At 37.3% G+C, this 20,406-nt stretch carries 19 protein-coding genes; all 19 read right to left on the bottom strand.

Features of this window, described 5'->3' with window-relative positions:
- Positions 1–200 precede the first annotated feature (200 nt).
- Positions 201–1,442 carry a serine hydroxymethyltransferase gene (gene glyA / locus ACQKIM_RS04905; RefSeq protein WP_427539918.1) on the bottom strand — a complete coding sequence of 414 codons (1,242 nt, stop codon included), beginning with the start codon at positions 1,440–1,442 and terminating at the stop codon, positions 201–203.
- Positions 1,443–1,503: 61 nt separating this feature from the next.
- Positions 1,504–2,046, bottom strand: coding sequence for a TIGR01440 family protein (locus tag ACQKIM_RS04900; protein ID WP_427539915.1), 543 nt, complete (start codon positions 2,044–2,046; stop codon positions 1,504–1,506).
- A gap of 73 nt (positions 2,047–2,119) precedes the next feature.
- Positions 2,120–2,557, bottom strand: a complete 438-nt coding sequence (gene rpiB, locus ACQKIM_RS04895) for a ribose 5-phosphate isomerase B (RefSeq protein ID WP_427539912.1) — start codon at positions 2,555–2,557, stop codon at positions 2,120–2,122.
- Positions 2,558–3,091: 534 nt separating this feature from the next.
- On the bottom strand, positions 3,092–4,375 hold the full coding sequence (locus ACQKIM_RS04890) for a methyl-accepting chemotaxis protein (RefSeq protein WP_427539909.1): 1,284 nt from the start codon (positions 4,373–4,375) through the stop codon (positions 3,092–3,094).
- Between the two features lie 8 nt (positions 4,376–4,383).
- On the bottom strand, positions 4,384–4,824 hold the full coding sequence (locus ACQKIM_RS04885) for a low molecular weight protein arginine phosphatase (RefSeq protein ID WP_427539906.1): 441 nt from the start codon (positions 4,822–4,824) through the stop codon (positions 4,384–4,386).
- 27 nt (positions 4,825–4,851) lie between these two features.
- Positions 4,852–5,349, bottom strand: a complete 498-nt coding sequence (locus ACQKIM_RS04880) for a manganese efflux pump (RefSeq protein WP_427539903.1) — start codon at positions 5,347–5,349, stop codon at positions 4,852–4,854.
- 169 nt (positions 5,350–5,518) lie between these two features.
- Positions 5,519–6,553 carry an L-threonylcarbamoyladenylate synthase gene (locus ACQKIM_RS04875; protein ID WP_427539900.1) on the bottom strand — a complete coding sequence of 345 codons (1,035 nt, stop codon included), beginning with the start codon at positions 6,551–6,553 and terminating at the stop codon, positions 5,519–5,521.
- A 101-nt stretch (positions 6,554–6,654) separates the two neighbouring features.
- Positions 6,655–7,236, bottom strand: coding sequence for a stage II sporulation protein R (locus tag ACQKIM_RS04870; protein ID WP_427539897.1), 582 nt, complete (start codon positions 7,234–7,236; stop codon positions 6,655–6,657).
- A 44-nt stretch (positions 7,237–7,280) separates the two neighbouring features.
- Positions 7,281–8,141 (bottom strand): peptide chain release factor N(5)-glutamine methyltransferase, encoded by an 861-nt coding sequence (prmC, locus tag ACQKIM_RS04865; protein WP_427539894.1) that lies wholly within the window; start codon positions 8,139–8,141, stop codon positions 7,281–7,283.
- Complete coding sequence (gene prfA, locus ACQKIM_RS04860) at positions 8,128–9,204, bottom strand: peptide chain release factor 1 (RefSeq protein ID WP_427539891.1); 1,077 nt, start codon at positions 9,202–9,204, stop codon at positions 8,128–8,130. Before prfA ends, prmC begins: the two co-directional genes overlap by 14 nt.
- Before the next feature lie 375 nt (positions 9,205–9,579).
- Positions 9,580–10,152, bottom strand: coding sequence for a thymidine kinase (locus tag ACQKIM_RS04855; RefSeq protein ID WP_427539888.1), 573 nt, complete (start codon positions 10,150–10,152; stop codon positions 9,580–9,582).
- Between the two features lie 120 nt (positions 10,153–10,272).
- Positions 10,273–10,476, bottom strand: a complete 204-nt coding sequence (gene rpmE / locus ACQKIM_RS04850) for a 50S ribosomal protein L31 (protein ID WP_004269457.1) — start codon at positions 10,474–10,476, stop codon at positions 10,273–10,275.
- A 161-nt stretch (positions 10,477–10,637) separates the two neighbouring features.
- Positions 10,638–11,687: an NAD(P)/FAD-dependent oxidoreductase gene (locus ACQKIM_RS04845; protein WP_427540141.1), complete on the bottom strand. Its 1,050-nt coding sequence runs from the start codon at positions 11,685–11,687 to the stop codon at positions 10,638–10,640.
- Positions 11,688–11,750: 63 nt separating this feature from the next.
- On the bottom strand, positions 11,751–12,788 hold the full coding sequence (locus ACQKIM_RS04840; protein ID WP_427539885.1) for a FecCD family ABC transporter permease: 1,038 nt from the start codon (positions 12,786–12,788) through the stop codon (positions 11,751–11,753).
- A complete protein-coding gene (locus ACQKIM_RS04835; RefSeq protein ID WP_427539882.1) occupies positions 12,785–13,840 on the bottom strand; it encodes a FecCD family ABC transporter permease in 1,056 nt (351 codons plus the stop codon). The genes ACQKIM_RS04840 and ACQKIM_RS04835 overlap by 4 nt, the downstream gene beginning before the upstream one ends.
- 252 nt (positions 13,841–14,092) lie before the next feature.
- Positions 14,093–14,887, bottom strand: a complete 795-nt coding sequence (locus ACQKIM_RS04830) for an ABC transporter ATP-binding protein (RefSeq protein ID WP_427539879.1) — start codon at positions 14,885–14,887, stop codon at positions 14,093–14,095.
- A gap of 114 nt (positions 14,888–15,001) precedes the next feature.
- Entirely contained in the window at positions 15,002–16,726 is a 1,725-nt protein-coding gene (locus ACQKIM_RS04825; RefSeq protein ID WP_427539876.1) for an ABC transporter ATP-binding protein, read from the bottom strand.
- Between the two features lie 221 nt (positions 16,727–16,947).
- Positions 16,948–18,828, bottom strand: a complete 1,881-nt coding sequence (locus tag ACQKIM_RS04820) for an AraC family transcriptional regulator (protein WP_427539873.1) — start codon at positions 18,826–18,828, stop codon at positions 16,948–16,950.
- 199 nt (positions 18,829–19,027) lie between these two features.
- Positions 19,028–20,311, bottom strand: coding sequence for a transcription termination factor Rho (rho, locus tag ACQKIM_RS04815; protein WP_427539871.1), 1,284 nt, complete (start codon positions 20,309–20,311; stop codon positions 19,028–19,030).
- Positions 20,312–20,406 lie beyond the last annotated feature (95 nt).

Here is a 20,406-nt window from a genome sequence, read left to right as displayed (position 1 = left end):
TTATTAGGACAGTATCTGTCCTCGACCCACTATACTATATCTTTTTCTAATCAGTTTATGTAAATTAATTCAAAAATAAGAGGATTTTATTTTTATGTTAGAAAAAAAGATACTTCTTACAGTTTTAGCCTTATTTTACAAATCAAAAGGGCTATGTTTAAAGTGAATTATTCCACTTTAAACACAACCCCGATTAATAATTATGCGTATAAAGGATGTTTGTCAGTTAGAGCTTTAACACGAGCTTTCGCTTCAGCTTTCACAGCTTCATCCTCTGGATTTTTTAGAACTGCTGCAATAATAGCGCCAACTTCTTTCATGTCTTCCTCTTTGAAACCACGTGATGTAACAGCAGGTGTACCAATACGGATACCAGAAGTAACAAATGGAGATTCTGTATCGTAAGGGATTGTATTTTTATTTGTTGTAATCCCAACTTCATCAAGTGCATGCTCTGCTACTTTACCTGTTAAGCCAAGGGATTTCACATTAAGAAGTAATAGATGGTTATCTGTACCGCCAGATACAATTTCAACACCTTCAGCCACTAATACTTCGCCTAATGCTTTGGCATTCGCTTTAATTTGTTTTGCATATTCTTTAAATTCTGGCTGTAAAGCTTCACCGAATGCTACTGCTTTTGCAGCGATAACATGCATTAAAGGACCGCCTTGAATGCCTGGGAATACAGATTTGTTTAGCTTTTGCTCCCATTCTTTCGAGGCAAGGATTAAACCACCACGTGGACCACGTAATGTTTTATGTGTTGTCGATGTCACAAAATCAGCGTATGGCACTGGTGATTGATGTTCTCCAGTAGCTACTAAACCAGCGATATGTGCCATATCAACCATAAAGTATGCTCCTACTTCGTCTGCGATTTCACGGAACTTTGAAAAATCAATTTCACGCGGATAAGCTGATGCACCTGCAACAATTAATTTTGGTTTATGTTCTAAAGCTTTTTGACGTACATCTTCATAATCAATTACTTGAGTATCTTTTGTTACACCATATTCTACGAAATTATATAGAATACCTGAGAAGTTTACAGGAGATCCGTGTGTTAAGTGACCACCATGAGAAAGGTTCATACCTAGAACTGTGTCACCTGGCTCTAAAATTGTGTGGTATACTGCCATGTTTGCTTGTGCACCAGAATGTGGCTGCACGTTTGCATATTCGGCGCCAAAGATTTCTTTTACACGGTCACGCGCAATATCCTCTACCACGTCTACATGTTCACAACCACCATAATAACGTTTACCTGGATAACCCTCAGCATATTTATTTGTTAGAACAGAGCCCTGTGCTTCCATTACAGCTTCAGAAACAAAGTTCTCTGATGCGATTAACTCAATATTTGCTTGTTGACGTTTTTTTTCTGCAAGGATTCCCTCTAAAACTGCTTTGTCTTGTACTGCTAATTTTTCGAATGCCATGTTTGAAAAGCCTCCTAGTATGATCATTATTTATATTTACCACTATAAAAGAGAGGTAATATTATTTATATACTGCACGTTCTCCGCCAATTAGCTTCGGACGTGTTGTAGCAATTGTTACAACCGCTTCTCCTACCATTCGCACCGATGTACGAACTGGGACAGCTACTGCCTTTAAATGCATACCAATTAATGTTTGACCTATATCAATTCCTGCACTAGCCTTTACTGTTTCCACAACAACTGGATTGTCAAATTGTGTATAGGCATAAGCAGACATTGAGCCACCTGCTGTCCGAACGGGAACCACAGATACTGGTTCATAGCCTAAACGGTCTGCGATTGTTGCTTCCATTGTAATAGCGCGATTTATATGTTCACAGCCTTGGAATGCTAAATGTAGCTGATGTTTCTTTGCAAATGCTTGAAGAGGCTCGAATATCGCCTCTGCAATTTCAAGTGCACCCGCTGTGCCAATTTTCTGACCAATCACTTCAGATGTTGAGCAGCCTACGACAAAAATAGTATTTGGTCGTAAGGTTACCTGCTCTTCAAATTCACTGAGCAACTGAGTCAAATGTGTCCGTACTTGTTGTATAACCACTATGCTCAGCTCCTTTAGATATCTAATTAGAAATCACACATAAACAAGTGTCATGTGTAATAATTAGCTTTCATTATTGTTCAAGTTCACTAATTTTTTCAATACGGCGAGCATGGCGCCCACCCTCAAACTCTGTTTCAAGCCATGTTTGAACAATTTCACGTGCAAGACCAGGGCCTATCACACGTTCTCCCATAGTCAAAACATTTGAGTCATTGTGGCAACGTGTTGCCTTTGCGCTAAATACATCATGCACTAAAGCACAACGAATTCCCTTCACTTTATTTGCAGCGATGGACATACCAATACCTGTGCCACAAATTAAAATACCTTTATCAAATTCCCCGCTAGCAACACTTTCTGAGACTGGTTTTGCATAATCAGGATAGTCTACTGAATCCGCAGATTGTGGACCAAAATCTTCGTAGCTAATATTTAGCTCATCTAACAGCTGCATAATCTCACGACGTAAGTTATTGCCTCCGTGATCAGAAGAAATTGCTATTCTCACTGGGTTCCCTCATTTCGAATTTATAGTCAACACTAGTGTACCACTTCTATCACAAGAATAACATGATTTTTCTTGCATTTTTATGCTGATTTCTCCTGAAAGACGAACATTTCTTGTAAACTACTTTAAAATTATTCACTTTTAAAGTCATTTTTTCAAAGAAAACTAGAATATTATTCTTCTAAATTCGGATACCAGTCCTTTGTTGTAATATTCTATCTTCTATAGTTTTTTTACCTTTTTAATTACAGTGGACATACTATATTAGTATGTTTCCTATGTATTACTAAAGTTAACAATAAAGAACGGTCCTGTATTCAATGTGAGCACGGCATAATGTAATGCCTCCCTCCTTGGTTTGATGTTCACTTCGACACTTTATGTTAATCTATCCATTACTTTAGCCATTCTATCCATCACTTTGACGATTCTATCCATTACTTTTGCTGTTCTATCCTTCACTTTCAAGCCATAATAAAAAAACTGTAGCAAACTCGATACTCACCCGAGTTGAACTACAGTCTAAAATCCCATTTATGCTTGTCTATCAAATTGTTGAATCATTTTATGCAGTTCTTCCGATTGCTTCTTTAAGCCCTGTGCTAATTGCTCCACCTGTTCAATAGCATATGCTTGCTCTTCCGCTGCCCCGCGAACCTCCTGTGCCCCCGCTGACGTTTCTTGCGCAATAGCAGCAACTTCTTGAGATTGACGAGCTGTTGTTTCAATATTGTGCATTTGCTGCTCTATTAGTGAAGATATTTCTACAATAGCTGTGGCCATCCCATGCACACTCGAAGACATCCCCTCTACTGCTGTTGTTGTTTCTGACACACGGGCAGCTTCCTTCGTTGCAAAAGCCACTTGTTGATTCATTTGTTTAACAACAATCTCCACATTTTGCTGCATGGATTGAATTAAACTTGTAATACCTTGTACCGCTTTGGCGCTTTCATCAGCCAAACCACGAACCTCTTCAGCAACAACAGCAAAGCCTTTACCATGCTCACCAGCACGGGCTGCCTCAATGGAAGCATTTAATGCTAGTAAATTTGTCTGTGCTGCAATATCACCTACTAAACTAATGATACGCTCCACTTGTCCAGCATTATCTTCTAAGGCTTTAATGCTCTCTAATGCTTCATTGTTACCAGTAGCGATTTGTTGAATACTATTAACTAGCGTTTCAATGGCCATTGTCGTATTTGCAAGATTATGTAAAATCTCTTTAGTTTGCGTTGCCGATGCTTCAGCTCTACTATTTACTTCTGTGGCAAGCGCTCGTACGTCTTCAATGGCTTCAGCTGTATCCTGTACTGCTATAGCAGAGGCCTCTGCCCCTGTAGAAATGTGCTTTACCGTAGAGGCAATACCTTCTGCTTTTTTCGTAGCAATAGCTGCCTCATCGGATAATTGAATAATCGATTGATTTGTTTGCTGGAAATTATGATCTATACTTTCAACCATTTGTCGTAAGTTTAATACCATTTGCTGGAATGCCTCTGCAACAGAACGAATCTCATCATTTGTTTTCGGCAATTCTACATCTTGCCCTATTTTTCCTTCTGCTACACGTGATGCTGATAATTCTAGCTGCTGTAATGGTTTGATTAAGACTCCACAGAATACCCAAGCCAAAATACCTGACCACACAATACCTAGTAGATAAGTAACAATTTCAAACAGTTTACGATTAATCTCTGGAAAGAAGGTAGGCTGTAAAAATTCGATGAATATAAAGCTAATACTGTAGGTGATTAGTGCAAGAATACCGACAAATAGTGCTAGTTTAAGACGTAATCCAAACTGTTTATTCATAGCGACCCTCAATTCTTTTCAAGTTTTTTTACTAATCGTTCTACCAATTCTTTCAATTCTACAAATGTTGCTTCATATATTTCTTTACTTCCACCATAAGGATCTACAACATTTTCCATACTACCTTCGATTATATATTCTTTAAAAGTAAAAACCTTGTGTTCTGTATTTGGATATTGAGTAATGATTGTATCTTTATGAGTTGTTGTCATTGTTAAAATTAAATCTGCCCATTCTATTTCAGTAATGGAAAGCTGTGTAGCTGAATGTCGATGTATCATATTCGCTTCATTTAATACTTGTTGCGCATGTGCGGACATTTCTGCATAAGGCATCGCAAAAATACCTGCTGATTGAACTTCAACATTAGCAATCTGTTGATGTTTTAAAATAGCCTCTGCCATTGGACTGCGACAAGTATTCCCGGTACAAACAAATAGTATTTTCACACTTATCACCTTCCATTCTATTTTCTTCTATTGTTGAATAGCTAAAATACTCATTATGATAAAAATAATACCTGCAATAATTTGAATCTTACTACCTAAAAATACCTGACTTTTATTAGCGATGACTAAAGACCCATAAGAGCAAATAAGGGCACTTGCACCTGCACTAACAATAAATAATTTTTCCTCTAAGTTTAGCATACCAAAAGAAACACTTACTGAAAAGGTATCTAGGCTTGCAGTCACAGCTAAAAGTATCGGTGAAATTGTTACTTTTTCATTCTTATGTGAAAACAGAAGTAAATGTATTCCAATCCCAAATAATAAAATACTTGAAATCCATTGTCCCCATTCTAACAGCAAATTAGCTAAATAGCTTCCTAATTCAAAACCCAATAACGGGAATAGCATATGCAAAGCAGCCGTCCACACTGACAAAAAGAGTTTATATCTGATATTTGGAATTAAGACATATAGACCAATTACATCAATAGACGTTAAGATACCTGCAAGTATGACCTGCAAGAAAGCACTCCTTCTCTCACTAATATTTTATCATTTTATGCTCGAAAATACAGTATTATCATCATTATTTAATAGATATTTCCTTGTATAAAGATACATTTCTATCTATTCTTCTACAAAAAAAATAAGCATGCCAGAAATAATAACTAGCATGCTTATTCATTCATTTTTAAGGTGTGTACCATTTCCCACCAGAAGCCTTTTCTAATCGATTCATAATTGCGGCACCCACCCCTTCAGATGAAGTAGTAGTTGCTAATATAATGGTAGCTGCTGTTTTATCGCATGCTCTTAATGCATGGTACAATGTAGCACCCATTTCTTCTTTACGATGTGCTGCCCCGATTGAGAAATAGAAATCTGCCTTGATGCCCCTAAAGTTATCAGGGGCAAGCAGTGCAACCTTTTGCCCTTGTTCTTGTAATTGCTGTACAGCCTTCTTCACTTTCTCCTCATCACAGTCAATTAATAATACAGGGGCATTCGGAGCATAGTGCGTATACTTCATACCAGGCGCTTTTGGTGTAGATACTAAGTTTTGCTCATTTTTGGTTGGCTGAATAACCGGACCAATCTCAAGCTCTAGCATTTCCTTTGTAATTCCACCTGGTCGTAAAATAACTGGTGGCTCGTGTGTAACATCCACTACTGTGGATTCTAACCCGATTCCTGTAGAACCACCATCTAAAATATAAGGTATGTACCCACCCAAATCATCCTGAACATGAATTGCTTCCGTAGGGCTTGGCTTTCCACTACGATTAGCGCTAGGTGCAGCGAGTGGTTTTTTTAATTGTCGAAGTAATGAGAGCGCAACTGGATGATCTGGCATACGAATACCCACAGTATCAAGCCCGGCTGTCACACTTTTCGCCAGCATATTTGGCTTTACTTGCATAACAAGTGTCAGTGGCCCAGGCCAGAATAGCTCCATACATGTTTTAGCTACTTCTGGAATATGTTCAATATAAAGCTCAACTTCCTCTTTCGTACCGATGTGGACGATTAATGGATTATCTGAAGGGCGACCTTTTGCTTCAAATATTTTTTTAACTGCCTCGTCATTTGTTGCAACCGCACCCAAACCATATACCGTTTCTGTTGGAAAAGCTACTACCTCCCCTGCATTTAAGATATCCACAGCCTGTGTATAATTTATCTGACTATTCACATTACTGTCCACAACCTTGTAAACGGTTTCCATGATTAAAACCTTCCTTCAATTATTCATTTTCACTGAATTATCCACATATTGTTAATAACTTTATTGAAATTGTGTATAAGTTATCTGAATTTGTGCACAATTTATTCAAAAAAACCTTTTAGCCATTCCCAGATAAAAAATGTAACCTCTTCCTTTTCTTCTTCTGGCTCTTCGTCCTTGTCTGGTTCACAAATTGATGGGAATATGCTACACCACCAGTTATCCCCTCGTGCATTCCCAATCTTCACAACAATTGAATGATACATGTTTTGTGGATAGAGAACAGCATTCTGTCTCTTAGGTGGAAATAAATTATCCCCAAGCTGAACTTGTGTATCAAGCTGTGGATAATTTTTATTTATTTGTGCTTCAATTTCCCTCTTTAATAACTGTATTTGCTCATTATCCACAATTGTAGCAGCAGTTGCTTGCATAAAATATTGTTTTAAATCTTTGACAAGAAGCTCTTTTTCAAGCTGATCCTGTGCCGTATTACTATTTGCAATTACTCTTATACGAAAATCTTGTTCTTGTTGTTGATTCGTATTTTCCTTAGCAAATCCTACTAATGATGGAATATATAAAATACATAGTTGTAAAACAATAGCTATTAATACTAGTCTAGCAAAAGCTAGTAAAATATTCTGTTTAGGTAATCTAATAATCTTGTATTCATTTAACATAAAAATCCCTCCTTGCTCAACATTGTTGGCAAGAAGGAGATACTTTATACATGTATTTCACAAAAAATCATTCGAGGTCTACCATTAATATCTTTTTCTATTGATATTGTAGACTGTGGAAAACTATCTTTAAAGAACTTAGCGACATGCTCCCCCTGTGTATAACCAATCTCTAGTCCGATAAGTGCAGGTTTATTCATAATGGCTGGTAGTTGTTCAGCCAGCTTTCTATATAAAATAAGTCCCTCTTCCTCCGCAAAAAGGGCACTATGTGGTTCATGTTCTAGTACAATGCTCGACATCTCCTTTGCTTCATCAAAGGCAATATAAGGAGGATTGGATAAAACGACATCGAATCGTTCGCCTATAAGGGGTGCTGTTAAATCACCCAATCTGAAATCAATAGTAGCTGCTAGATTTTCAGCATTTTTTTGTGCAGTTATAAGTGCCTTCTCAGATAAATCAGTAGCTACCACTGAAAGCTCTGGACATTCGAGCTTCATAGAAATAGCAATTGCTCCACTACCTGTTCCAATATCAACTAGCTTTACTGTTTGTTGATTAAAGAGTTTGTCTAAGCGATTAATTGTTCCAAGTACTAACTCCTCTGTTTCAGGTCTAGGAATTAACACTGATTCATCCACAATAAATGAGCGTCCATAAAATTCTTCACTGCCAACACAATACTGCACAGGGCGACCACTCGCATGCTCCTCAATAAGCTTCTTAAATTTCACTTGTTGTTCTATTGTTAGCAAATCCTGAAGATGCAGCATTACTTCTGAGTAACTAGTTCCTATAATATGCTGCATCACAATACGTGCTGCCGTTTCCTCTCGACCATTATCCACTAAAAAAGAAGAAGCCCATGCAAGGGCCTCCATCACATTTTTATAGATCATCATTTAAACGCTCTAACTTGGATGCTTGCTCCTCTAAAATAAGGGCATCAATAATTTCGTCAAGTCTACCTTCGACGATTTGATCTAGCTTTTGAATTGTTAATCCAATACGGTGGTCTGTTACACGGTTTTGTGGATAATTGTAAGTGCGAATACGCTCAGAGCGATCGCCTGAACCTACAGCAGATTTACGTGTGATATCGATTTCCTTTTGTGCTTCTTGCATATACATATCAGCAACACGAGCACGGAGAATCTTCATCGCTTTTTCACGGTTTTTAATTTGAGAACGCTCATCCTGCATCGATACTACAACACCTGTTGGTAAATGGGTCATACGAACTGCAGACATCGTTGTATTAACGGATTGACCACCTGCACCAGAAGATGCGAATGTATCTACGCGAATATCTTTTTCATGAATTTCAACGTCTACTTCTTCTACCTCAGGTAAACATGCTACTGTTGCCGTTGATGTATGGATACGGCCCTGTGATTCTGTAGCAGGGACACGTTGTACACGGTGGGCTCCATTTTCAAATTTGAATTTGGAATAAGCACCTTGTCCATTAATCATAAAGATCACTTCTTTATAACCACCCATAGGGTTTGGAGTAGCCTCCATAATATCAATTTTCCAGCTTTGTGTCTCCGCATAGCGAGAATACATACGGAATAAATCTCCCGCAAAAATATTCGCCTCATCCCCACCTGCTGCACCACGAATTTCCATAATAACATTTTTATTATCGTTCGGGTCTTTTGGAATTAGTAAGATGCGTAAACGTTCTTCAAGTTCTTCCTGCTGTGCTTTTAATAGATTAAATTCCTCTTTCACCATTTCATGCATATCAGGATCTTTTTCGCTATCTAGCATTTCACGCGCATCAGTTATTTGCTCTTTTACATTTTTATATTCTCGATAAGTATCTACAGTTTCCTGGATATCTGATTGCTCTTTGGAAAATTCACGTAATTTTTTATTATCATTCACAATATCAGGATCACTTAAAAGCTCTGTTAGCCTTTCATAACGATCCTCTACTGCCTGTAATCGATCAAACATGGATTTCACCTCTATTTAGTTTTTTAGAAGTTTCTTCTTTTCTCTTGTCAAAAAGAAACTTAATACATTTTAGCTTAATGAACATTCTTTATCTTGATTCAGCAAATTTATACTGTGCGAAAGCGTAGCGACAGCAGCAAATGTTTTGTACCGATAGCAAAGCGTCAGGTACAGAATACTTCCGCCCCTATAAATGGCTGTGATTTTTTCCCTATTCAGCGAACGTACAAACCTCGACTAAATCAAAATAAAGCTCCCAGATAGTCGCTCAAAAAATTCAGACGCAAATTGCTGGGGCACAATTGATTTCCACTACTTAGTATAAGGAAATTTTCGCATGTATGCTACTTTTTCTTAGCTCTCAACTTGGGTGTGTTATAGCGGTGGATGCGCGTGACATTTTCGGCAAACTGGATAGTAGGAATCATTACCACCAATTTGAATTTGATCACCTGTATACACAGGCTTTCCACTTTCATCAACACGTAAATTCATCGTTGCTTTTTTATGGCAGAACCAGCAAATGGTTTTCATTTCTTCAATTTTATCTGCATATGTAAGCATGTACTGACTGCCTTCAAATAACTCATTTTGAAAATCATTTTTCAAACCAAAGCCCATAACAGGAATGTCTAATTCATCCACAATATTTGCTAACTGTAAAACATGTGCCTTTTTTAAAAATTGTACTTCATCAACAAGTACACAGTATGGTTTTACTGCATTTTTTTCCACGAGCTCAAATATGTTTGTATCATCATAAACAGGTATAGCTTCTTGACGTAAGCCTACTCTACTTGAAACAAAACCCACTTCATCTCGTGTATCTAAGCCTGATGTAAATATCATGACAGGTTTTTGTTGTTCTTCATAGTTATGCGCAACTTTCAAAATTTCGATGGACTTTCCACTATTCATTGCGCCATGCTTAAAATATAGCTGTGCCATGTTGTCTTCTCCCTTTCTTCTAGTCGATCCAGATTCTTGAAAAGACTTGCATCAACGTGTTCATTCATATACTGAAAAAAATACCTGCCAAGCACATGCTTGGCAGGTATTAAACTAACATTAGTTTTTAAGACCGTATTTTTTGTTGAAACGATCCACGCGACCATCAGCAGACGCGAATTTTTGACGGCCAGTATAGAATGGGTGACATTCGTTGCAGAACTCGACAACGATGTTTTCTTTTACTGAACCAGTTTTGAAAGTATTCCCACAAGAGCAAGTTACTGTTGCTTCTTTGTAGTCTGGATGAATTCCTTGTTTCATATTCGTTTTCTCCTCTCGCCCTGAACCATCTGGAACAGAGTATTATCGAACTGTACCTTACATAGCCCGAATATGTCGGCTAAATATGTACACGTTGCATACTTTTGAAGTATAGCATATCCTTAAAAAATATTTCAAGTAAAAAAATTTATCTTATATAATTATCCTTGTACTTCACGATAATCATTATCCACCAAACCTATTTTTTTATTACGTTCTTTAAAGCGAATATTGTGAGATGAAACATACGCGACTTTTGGTGCATCTGGGTCTAAATACAGCTTTGCGCTATTTAACGCTAATATACCATCCGTAAATGCACCTGCTATATATCGAACCTTACTAGGATGATCTACAAAATCGCCTGCTCCATAAATTCCTTCAATGTTCGTCTCACGTTTTTCATTGACAATCGCAACGCCATCCTCAATGCTTAATCCCCATTTTTCAAGTGCACCGTAGTCACATTTTAAGCCATGATTCACGATGATTGAATCTAATTCGATACGTTCAATTTCGCCAGTTTCTTTATTTTCTATCGAAACAGATTGAATTAATTCACCATCTCCATGTAGCTGAACTACTTCAAATGGTGTTTTTAAACATACTGAGGATTCACGCATTTTTAAGACACTTTTTTCGTGTCCACCAAATTCATCACGTCGATGAACAACAGTTACACTGGCAGCAATTGGCTCTAACTCATTTGCCCAATCCACGGCAGAATTACCACCACCAGAAATTAAAACATGTTTATTGCGGAATATCTCTAGTTCCTGCACAGTATAATGCAAATTCGTTACTTCATATTTATCAGCACCCTCTATTTCAAGCTTTTGCATGGAAAGGACACCGTATCCAACAGCTAAAATAACTGTTTTCGAATAATGCTTTTCACCTGTTGATGACGTCAAAATGAATGTACCATCATTTTGTCTTTCTAAATGCTCAACTTTCTGATTGAACACAATGGTTGGATCAAATGTTTTCGCCTGTTCTATTAAATGCTCAATTAGCTGGCCACCTAAAATTGGCGGTACGCCACCGACATCCCATATCATTTTCTCAGGATAGATTAACATACGGCCCCCAAGCTGAGAGCTATATTCAATAATCTTCGTCTTTAAATCCCGCATTCCACTATAAAAAGCCGTATAGAGCCCTGCCGGACCACCACCAACAATCGTCACATCATACAGTTCTTCCTTCATTTCTCTATAATCCTCCATTCCAATTTACTCTTATTTTTATCTAGTTAACTAGCTTCTATATATTTACTGTTTTAATCGAGCTAATAAGTATAAGAAGTATGGTGCTCCTAAAACAGCAACAACTATCCCTGCTGGTATTTCAGAAGGTTCAAGTAAGGATCGGCCAATCGTATCTGCCATTAGTACAAGTAAACCGCCAACTAATGCTGAGGCAGGAAGTAAAATTTGATATTTTGCCCCTACAAGTTGTCTTGCTAAATGTGGCGCAATTAACCCAACAAAGCCAATTCCTCCGCTGACTGAAACACTTGCTCCTGCTAAACCGACAGATGCCGCTAATAGCCAGCGACGTTCCTTTTCAATCGAAGCACCTAAACCAACAGCGGTTAATTCACCTAAATTCAAGACATTTAATACACGTGACTTTGTATAAACAAAAGGAAGCAATACAACGAGCCAAGGCAATAATGATAAAACAAACTTCCAATTCGAGCCCCAAATACTACCTGCAAGCCAAGTTGCCACAAATTGATAATTTTCAGGTGAAAGGCGGAGCGTAAGTACAATCATTGCTGAACTAATACCTGCTGCTACAGCAATCCCCGTAAGAAGTAAGCGCATCGGTGTGATTCCTTCATGACGTTTATAAGAAAGTGCATAGATAAGAATTGCCGTCATACCTGATCCAACAAAGGCTAATACTGGAAGCAGGAAAACGGGGGCTGCTGCCGTTGCCGGAAAGAAGGAAATAAATAACATTACAGCAAGTCCGGCACCAGCGTTGATACCAAGAATACCAGGATCTGCCAAAGCATTCCTTGAAATTCCTTGTAAGATAGCTCCTGAGATCGCTAACCCCATTCCCACTAACACAGCAATGACAATACGTGGAAGTCTAAATTCAAATAAAATAAGCTGCTGCTGTGCATCACCCTGACCAAATAGAGTACGTAGAACCTCCATAGGTGTTAATTTAATGACCCCTGTATTCATACTGATAATAAAAGTAATAATAATTAATATAGTTAAGATGCTTAAAACGAAAAGATTTTTTTTCCTTGTCTTTTGTTGACTAGCGGTTAAATAACTATTATGATTCAAAGTTCTTTTCCTCCTTTACGTGCTAAGTATAGGAAGAACGGTACACCAATAAAGGCAATTAATGCTCCAATAGGCGACTCATATGGAGGATTGATGATACGGGCAATAAAATCAGCCAGCACAACAAGTAGTGCACCATATACTACTGAACAGGAAATAATCCAACGATAATCATGTCCTACTATGTATCTTGTTAAATGCGGAACAATTAATCCTACAAAGCCAACTGCACCGACAACAGAAACAGCCGCACCCGCTAAAACAAGCACGATAATCATACCCCATACTTTAATGACTCCTGTACGCTGTCCCAATCCAATTGCAATTTCCTCTCCTAAACTTAATAACGTAATTGAACGTGACAGAATAAGTGCACCAATCATAGCTACAAGTATCCAGGGACCCATGATTTGCAGATGACTCCACTTAGTCCCTGAAACACCACCTGCATACCAAAAGGCTAAATCTTGTCCAATACGAAAATAAAGAGCAATTCCTTCACCTAATGCTCCTAAGAGTGCACTTACTGCTGCCCCTGCAAGTACTAGTCTCATTGGTGTTAAGCCACCTTTAGCAATGGAACCGATTCCATAAACAATAGCTACCCCTAATCCGGCACCTAAAAATGACCACATAATGATATACATATATGATAAGCCTGGAAAAAATGCAAAGCAGACTGCAAGCATAAATGCTGCACCAGCGTTTAATCCTAACAAGCCTGAATCTGCTAATGGATTGCGTGTCATTCCTTGCATAATAGCACCAGAAACTGCAAAACATGCACCTACTAATGCAGCCCCTAATACTCGTGGCAAACGTATTTCATGAATAATTTGATGTTCAGTTAAATCAGATGAAAAATTAAAAACTGCCTTCCATACAGTACTTAGCGAAATATCTGCCGCTCCAAAAGATATTGATAAAGCTATTGCAAATACTAGTACCACAAGACCTAAAACAAGCGCCACTACAGCACGTATTGGATGAGAACGTTTTTGCAGCGCCTCTAATTTTTCGAGTCCTTCTACTCCTTCAGCTGACGTAGCCATGTGTTTCCTCCTTAAAGATCAATTACACCCCAGCGTAATTGCGTCCGGATTTTTTCGAGCTCTCTCGAAAAGCTCCTCTTCAAAATCCGTTGACATCCGCCTGGGGCTTTATCTTGATTCAGCTGGGTTTGTACGCCCGCTAAATAGAAAAAACAAAACCGCATTCATCTCGCACCTATAGTGGTGGGAGTATTCTGCTGAATCAAGATAAATCCTACTATTCCTTCCTGCTGGAATTCTAAAAACTGAATACTACTCATCTCTTCCATAAAGTTGGTAAGACAGACAAATAGGATTTTCACTAAAAGGACAAGTAGCCATTTCTGCATCAATACTAAATACTTTTTGTAGATTTTCTTTAGTCATGACCTCATCAGGACTCCCATTTACAATTAATTGTCCATTTCTCATCGCTATCATAAAATGAGAAAAACGGGATGCATGGTTTAAATCATGTAATACCATCACAATTGTACGTCCCTCTTCTCTATTCAGCTTTTGTAATAGCAGCAGAATATCTAGTTGATGTGCTAAATCTAAATAAGTAGTTGGCTCATCCAATACAAGGATATCAGTCCCTTGTGCCAATGCCATGGCAATCCAAACACGTTGACGCTGTCCCCCAGACAAGGCTTCAATTGGACGATCACTGAATTCACGTAAACCAGTAACATCTATTGCCCAATGAATATATTCATAATCCTCTTTGCGTAGAGTGCCAAAACCTGTTTGATGTGGGAAACGACCATAGGATACTAATTCAAAAACAGTTAAACCTCCTGGTGCTGTTGCAGTTTGAGGCAAAATTGCCATCCTTTTCGCAACTTCCTTAGTTTTTAACTGATGAATTGCCTTCCCGTCCAAATAAACTGCGCCGTTTTGTGTTCTGAGCATACGTGCTACAGCCTTTAATAAAGTAGATTTCCCACATCCATTTGGACCTATAATTGTTGAAATTTGCCCTTTTGGAATTTCTACACTTAAATCATCTACGATTAAAGTAGAAGAATAACCAATAGCAACGTGTTCTATTTCAAGGACTGCCATATCAAATTTCTCTCCTTTATGTTTTAAGGTTTTAAATTCTAAACATACTGTTTTTTCATGATTAAACATAAATATTGAAGAAATGATAGATAAGTCATTTCTTCAATATGAATCTTATATTTGTAAACCAAATTGTGCTGTATACAGTCCATAGTATGCTTTTTTGCTATTCATCAATTCATCGTGTGTACCTTCTTCAATAATGCCCTTCTTCGACACAACGACGATACGATCGGCATCCTTAATGGTTGCTAAACGATGGGCAATCACTAGGGTTGTACGCCCAACTGATAGCTCGTTTAATGCTTGTTGAATCGCTTGCTCTGTTTCTGTATCTAAGGCTGATGTTGCCTCGTCCAAAATCAATATTTTGGGATTTTTCAGGAAGATTCGGGCAATTGATAATCTTTGCTTCTGTCCACCAGATAATTTCACACCGCGCTCACCTATCAATGTATCCATTCCTTCTGGTAAGGCTTTGATAACATCTTCTAGTTGTGCTCGTCGTGCTGCATACCATATGTCTTCTTCACTTGCATTTAAATCACCATAAGCAATGTTCTCGCTTATTGTGCCATCAAATAAAAATACATCCTGCTGTACAATCCCAATGTGAGAGCGTAGTGAGTGAAGCTTGAAATCTCTTATATCTGTTCCATCAACTTTAATAGACCCTTCACTCACCTCGTAAAAACGTGGTAGCAGACTACAGATTGTTGATTTGCCAGCGCCTGATGGACCAACAAGTGCAACCGTTTCACCAGGATGAACCTTTAAATTAATTTGGTTTAAAGCTCTCTTGTCCTCTGTATAGCCAAAAGATACATTGTTAAATGTAATTTCTCCTTCAATGTCCTTAATTGCCTTCGCTTGTGGACGATCAGCAATTTCCGGATCTGTTTCAAGAAAATCAATATATCGCTTAAAGCCTGCCATGCCTTTAGGATAGCTTTCAATAAACATATTAATTTTATTAATAGGGCCTAAAAGAATACCAGATAACAATATGAATGCTATAAATTCACCATTTGTTAAATTGCCATTTAACACAAAATACGCGCCTATAAACAAAGTAAATAATGATAAAACCTTTGTTAAAATTCCTGAGATTGCTTCATTCCAGGCCATTACTTTATAAGAAAATAACTTCGTCATACGGAATCTTTCATTATTCACCTTAAAGCGATTAATTTCATGCTCTTCATTTGTGAAGGCTTGTACAACACGAATGCCACTAACATTATTTTCAACACGTGCATTAAAATCAGCAATATCTCCAAACATTTGACGAAATGCCTTTGACATAAGCTTTCCAAAAACAATAGTTAAGATTAAAATAATTGGCACAAGCAAGAATATAAGAATAGTAAAGGTCGGATCTATATAAAACATAACGCCAAACGTCCCAATTATTGTCATAATAGCAATGAATATATCTTCTGGTCCGTGATGGGCTAGCTCCCCGATATCCATTAAATCATTTGTTAGTCGTGAAACGAGATGCCCTGTTTTATTGTTATCAAAATATCGGAATGACAGCTTCTGTACATGACTGAAAGCTTCCCTTCGCATATCCGTTTCAATATTAATGCCTAGCATATGTCCCCAATAAGAAACAATAAAATGCAGAATAGAATTTAAAATATAGAGCCCAAACAGCAAAGAACTTGCCATAATAATCCACTTTAATTCTCCATCAGGAAGAATATCATCGATTACCTTGTTTAGCACTATTGGAAAGGCTAACTCTATGAGTGCTACCAAAATTGCGCAGGAAAAATCTAGTATAAATAATCCCTTGTATGGTTTGTAATAAGAAAAGAAACGTTGTAATAACATGGATGCATCCTCCTATTTTTAATGTCCGCAAGCTACCAAAGGATCATTAAGTAAAGATAATTGTAACTCAAACGATAATGATTATCAATTTCATTTATAATAAAATCTAGTAAATAAGCTACCTGATTAAAACAGGTAGCCCACCTCCCTAATTTTTTGTCATCAAATTATTCCGCATAAATGGTATATAAAATTTCTAACTATCAGTAGAACCCCAATAATTATTTTGCTAGTGTAAACTTCATAATTTTGTCAGCTATATCTTCAGCTTGATGTAATCCAGAAAGTGGATCAGAGGCAAAATAATATTCTGATGCTAACTGAATTGTTTGCCTATTCTTTACAACATCTAGATCGGTCCAAGTTGATGGAAACTTTCCTTCTTTATTGAAGAAATTTATCACAAAAACATAATCCCCAACATAGTCTCCCACAACTTCATAGGAGATTTCATAACGTCCACGACTAGGGTCTTTAGTATCGAAAAGATTTTGTACCTTTTCCTGAGGTTTTACTCCAAGAATTTGATATAATGCCCTTCCGCCAGACACACTTTTATTTCCCACAACTGTGGCTTTCTTTGCGAATAAATCAAATATAGTAAACGTGGATTCTTCTGATACAACAGCATTTATTTTTTCTTGTGCCTTAGTTATCCGATTCTCGAAATTTTTGATAAAGGCATCTGCTTCTTGCTGTCTTCCTAAATATTCACCCATTGCCTTAATTTCATCAGCAGCCGTTTTATGGGCTGTCTCAGAAAATACTATAGTTGGTGCAATTTTTTCATACTTTCCTACATCTTCTGAATTCCACGTAACGATTAAATCAGGCTTTATTTCAACTATCTTTTCAATCGAAACATTACCATCTGTTCCAATATTTAAAATATCTTCATCTTTGTAATATGGTTTCAAAAATGCTGCAAAATCTAAATTTGCTGTTACAGCTCCTACTGGCACAACATCTAACGCTAGAATTTGACCAAGGTACCAGTCTGTAACAATACGTTCAGCCTTCACTGGTATGACTACCTCACGCCCACTATCATCTATGACTGTTCTTGTCATCGCTTTTTTTATTGAAAGTCTGCTGGTCTGGTGTATACTATCCTTCTCACCACATGCCGAAAATAAAACGAATAATTTAAGCAAAAATGGCAGCTTTAGTTGTTGGATTCTATTTGTTATCATTACTTCATTTTTGAACCGATTTGCTTGCGCTAGCTGATTCTCATTGTATTGAAAACTGTTCTCAATTGTAATGGTGATTTCGGACATATTGGATGGATAATTCAGCCTATAATTACTTGGAGCCATGTTTGTCACCTTTTTAAAAGCTCGACTAAAATAATATTCATCCTCAAATCCTAATGAAATAGCGATTTCTTTAATACTAAATTGATTGGTAAGAAGATACTTTTTTGCTTGCTCTATTCTCAATTGCTGTAAATAAACTTGAGGACCAACTTCAAAACGGGCCTTAAAAATTCGTAATAAATGCCGTGTACTAATGTTAAGTAAATCAGCTAGCTTTTGAATTGATAATGGTTCATTAATATGTTGCTCAATATATAGACGAGCTGCTTCCGCTTTATCAATTTCGTGTGGCTTCCCATATCCCTCAACAAGCTCTTGAAAAACACGATAAATGAGCCCATAAAAGGAAGCCTTTACTGATAGATGCTCTTGAATAGAACCCGACTGCCATTTGATATACATATCTTGCAGTACAGTATGAATAGCGATAGGATTTGCTGGTACACAGGTAAGAATCGTTTGGAATGGTTGGTATTTCATCTGTAAATGCTGCATAAATGTATCTGAGTAAACTATATCCCCTCTATAGTAGATGAGATAATAACTCAATTTATCTGCCGTGATATGTAGGGATTGGGATTTTCCAATATGAAAAATAGTAAAGCTCTGTACAAAATAAGGTTGATCATCAATCAAAATTTCTGCAGCACCCTCAGTAATTATTAATAATGTGCTATATTTCAATACTTTTGTCGTTCGTACAGAAGTATTCTGTACATAATCAATTTGCTTTAACTTGATATATGCATTTTGCCATAGAAGCATATAGGCCTCATAATTCATATCTTTCTCCTCAAATTTAGAATTATATGCTATCATTATATTGATAACGATTATCAATTTCAATACATATATAATATATAAAAAATACACATTTCTTATTATTTGTTTGCAAAAAAAATCACCATCAACTATTTCTAGTCAATGATGATTTGTATAACTAACAATCTATGAAGAATGACCAACAGGTTGCAGTTTCTCTTTATATTAACCCTTTACCTTTTGTAGCCTTTTTCATATCTTCATTTAATTTTTCAAAGAATTCTTCATTTGATTTGGTTGTTCGTATTTTTTTTAAGAAGCGCTCTGCAAAATCAGGTGCGTCTGAGAATGTTTTACGAATTGCCCATAGCTTTTCAAGCTGCTCAGGTGCAAGAAGAAGCTCTTCTTTTCGAGTACCTGAACGACGTATATCCAGCGCAGGGAAAATTCGTCGCTCTGCTAATTGACGATCTAGATGAAGCTCTAAATTACCTGTCCCTTTAAATTCCTCGTAGATTACCTCATCCATTCGAGATCCAGTATCTACTAAAGCTGTTGCTAAAATTGTTAAGCTACCGCCTTCTTCAATGTTACGTGCAGAACCAAAGAAGCGTTTTGGTCTATGGAAGGCAGCAGGATCAATTCCCCCTGATAATGTTCGACCACTTGGCGGAATGACTAAGTTATAAGCTCGTGCTAAACGAGTAATGGAGTCCATTAAAATAATAACATCACGCTTATGTTCAACTAAACGACGTGCTCGTTCTAATACTATTTCAGCAACTTTCACATGATTTTCAGGAACCTCATCAAAAGTAGAGCTTACGACATCTGCATTCACAGAACGTTCAATATCTGTAACTTCCTCAGGACGCTCATCGATAAGTAAAACAATTAACTCAGCTTCTGGATAATTGGTTGTAATGGCATTGGCTATTTCTTTTAATAATGATGTTTTCCCTGCTTTTGGTGGTGCGACGATTAATCCACGCTGACCAAAGCCTACAGGTGCCACTAAATCCATAATACGCGTCGATAAATTACGTTGTGTTGTCTCAAGTTTAATTTGTCGATCGGGATATAATGGTGTGAGTGCAGGGAAATGCACACGTTCTTTTGCTACTTCAGGATCTTCACCGTTCACCGCATCCACTTGTAATAGCCCGTAATAGCGTTCATTTTCTTTTGGAGGACGTACCTTACCCGACACCTTGTCCCCATTACGTAGGTCAAAGCGACGAATTTGTGATGCCGAAATATAAATATCCTCTTTACTTGGAGAGTAATTAATTGGTCGAAGGAAGCCAAAGCCTTCTTGCGAAACAATTTCAAGTACGCCTTCCATAAAGAAGTAGCCCTCTTGCTCTGAACGCGTTTTCAAAATAGCAAATATTAATTCTTTTTTCGTTAGCTTGCTATAATATGAAATTTTGTATTGGCGTGCAAGGGCGTAAAGCTCTTTTAACGTCATGTTTTCTAATTGAGCGATTGTCAATGCAGACATATGCACAACTCCAGTCTTTTTCAAAATATAATACTTTAATGGGGTTATCATGGAAGTTATTTTTACGAAAGGCTTTGTTATAAAGTTAAATTTTC

Source organism: Lysinibacillus sp. NPDC047702 (genome assembly GCF_050272555.1).
Classification (GTDB): Bacteria; Bacillota; Bacilli; order Bacillales_A; family Planococcaceae; genus Lysinibacillus.
The sequence above is the reverse complement of the archived record's forward strand: the minus strand, read 5'-3'. Positions and strand labels throughout refer to the sequence as shown.

Excerpts from the sequence above, each read along its gene's own strand:
- glyA (WP_427539918.1), bottom strand. The coding sequence starts at position 1,442 with ATGGCATTCGAAAAATTAGCAGTACAAGACAAAGCAGTTTTAGAGGGA.
- ACQKIM_RS04890 (WP_427539909.1), bottom strand. The coding sequence starts at position 4,375 with ATGAATAAACAGTTTGGATTACGTCTTAAACTAGCACTATTTGTCGGT.
- ACQKIM_RS04875 (WP_427539900.1), bottom strand. The coding sequence starts at position 6,553 with ATGGAAACCGTTTACAAGGTTGTGGACAGTAATGTGAATAGTCAGATA.
- ACQKIM_RS04870 (WP_427539897.1), bottom strand. The coding sequence starts at position 7,236 with ATGTTAAATGAATACAAGATTATTAGATTACCTAAACAGAATATTTTA.
- prmC (WP_427539894.1), bottom strand. The coding sequence starts at position 8,141 with ATGATGATCTATAAAAATGTGATGGAGGCCCTTGCATGGGCTTCTTCT.
- prfA (WP_427539891.1), bottom strand. The coding sequence starts at position 9,204 with ATGTTTGATCGATTACAGGCAGTAGAGGATCGTTATGAAAGGCTAACA.
- ACQKIM_RS04855 (WP_427539888.1), bottom strand. The coding sequence starts at position 10,152 with ATGGCACAGCTATATTTTAAGCATGGCGCAATGAATAGTGGAAAGTCC.
- rpmE (WP_004269457.1), bottom strand. The coding sequence starts at position 10,476 with ATGAAACAAGGAATTCATCCAGACTACAAAGAAGCAACAGTAACTTGC.
- ACQKIM_RS04845 (WP_427540141.1), bottom strand. The coding sequence starts at position 11,687 with ATGAAGGAAGAACTGTATGATGTGACGATTGTTGGTGGTGGTCCGGCA.
- ACQKIM_RS04835 (WP_427539882.1), bottom strand. The coding sequence starts at position 13,840 with ATGGCTACGTCAGCTGAAGGAGTAGAAGGACTCGAAAAATTAGAGGCG.
- ACQKIM_RS04830 (WP_427539879.1), bottom strand. The coding sequence starts at position 14,887 with ATGGCAGTCCTTGAAATAGAACACGTTGCTATTGGTTATTCTTCTACT.
- ACQKIM_RS04825 (WP_427539876.1), bottom strand. The coding sequence starts at position 16,726 with ATGTTATTACAACGTTTCTTTTCTTATTACAAACCATACAAGGGATTA.
- ACQKIM_RS04820 (WP_427539873.1), bottom strand. The coding sequence starts at position 18,828 with ATGAATTATGAGGCCTATATGCTTCTATGGCAAAATGCATATATCAAG.
- rho (WP_427539871.1), bottom strand. The coding sequence starts at position 20,311 with ATGTCTGCATTGACAATCGCTCAATTAGAAAACATGACGTTAAAAGAG.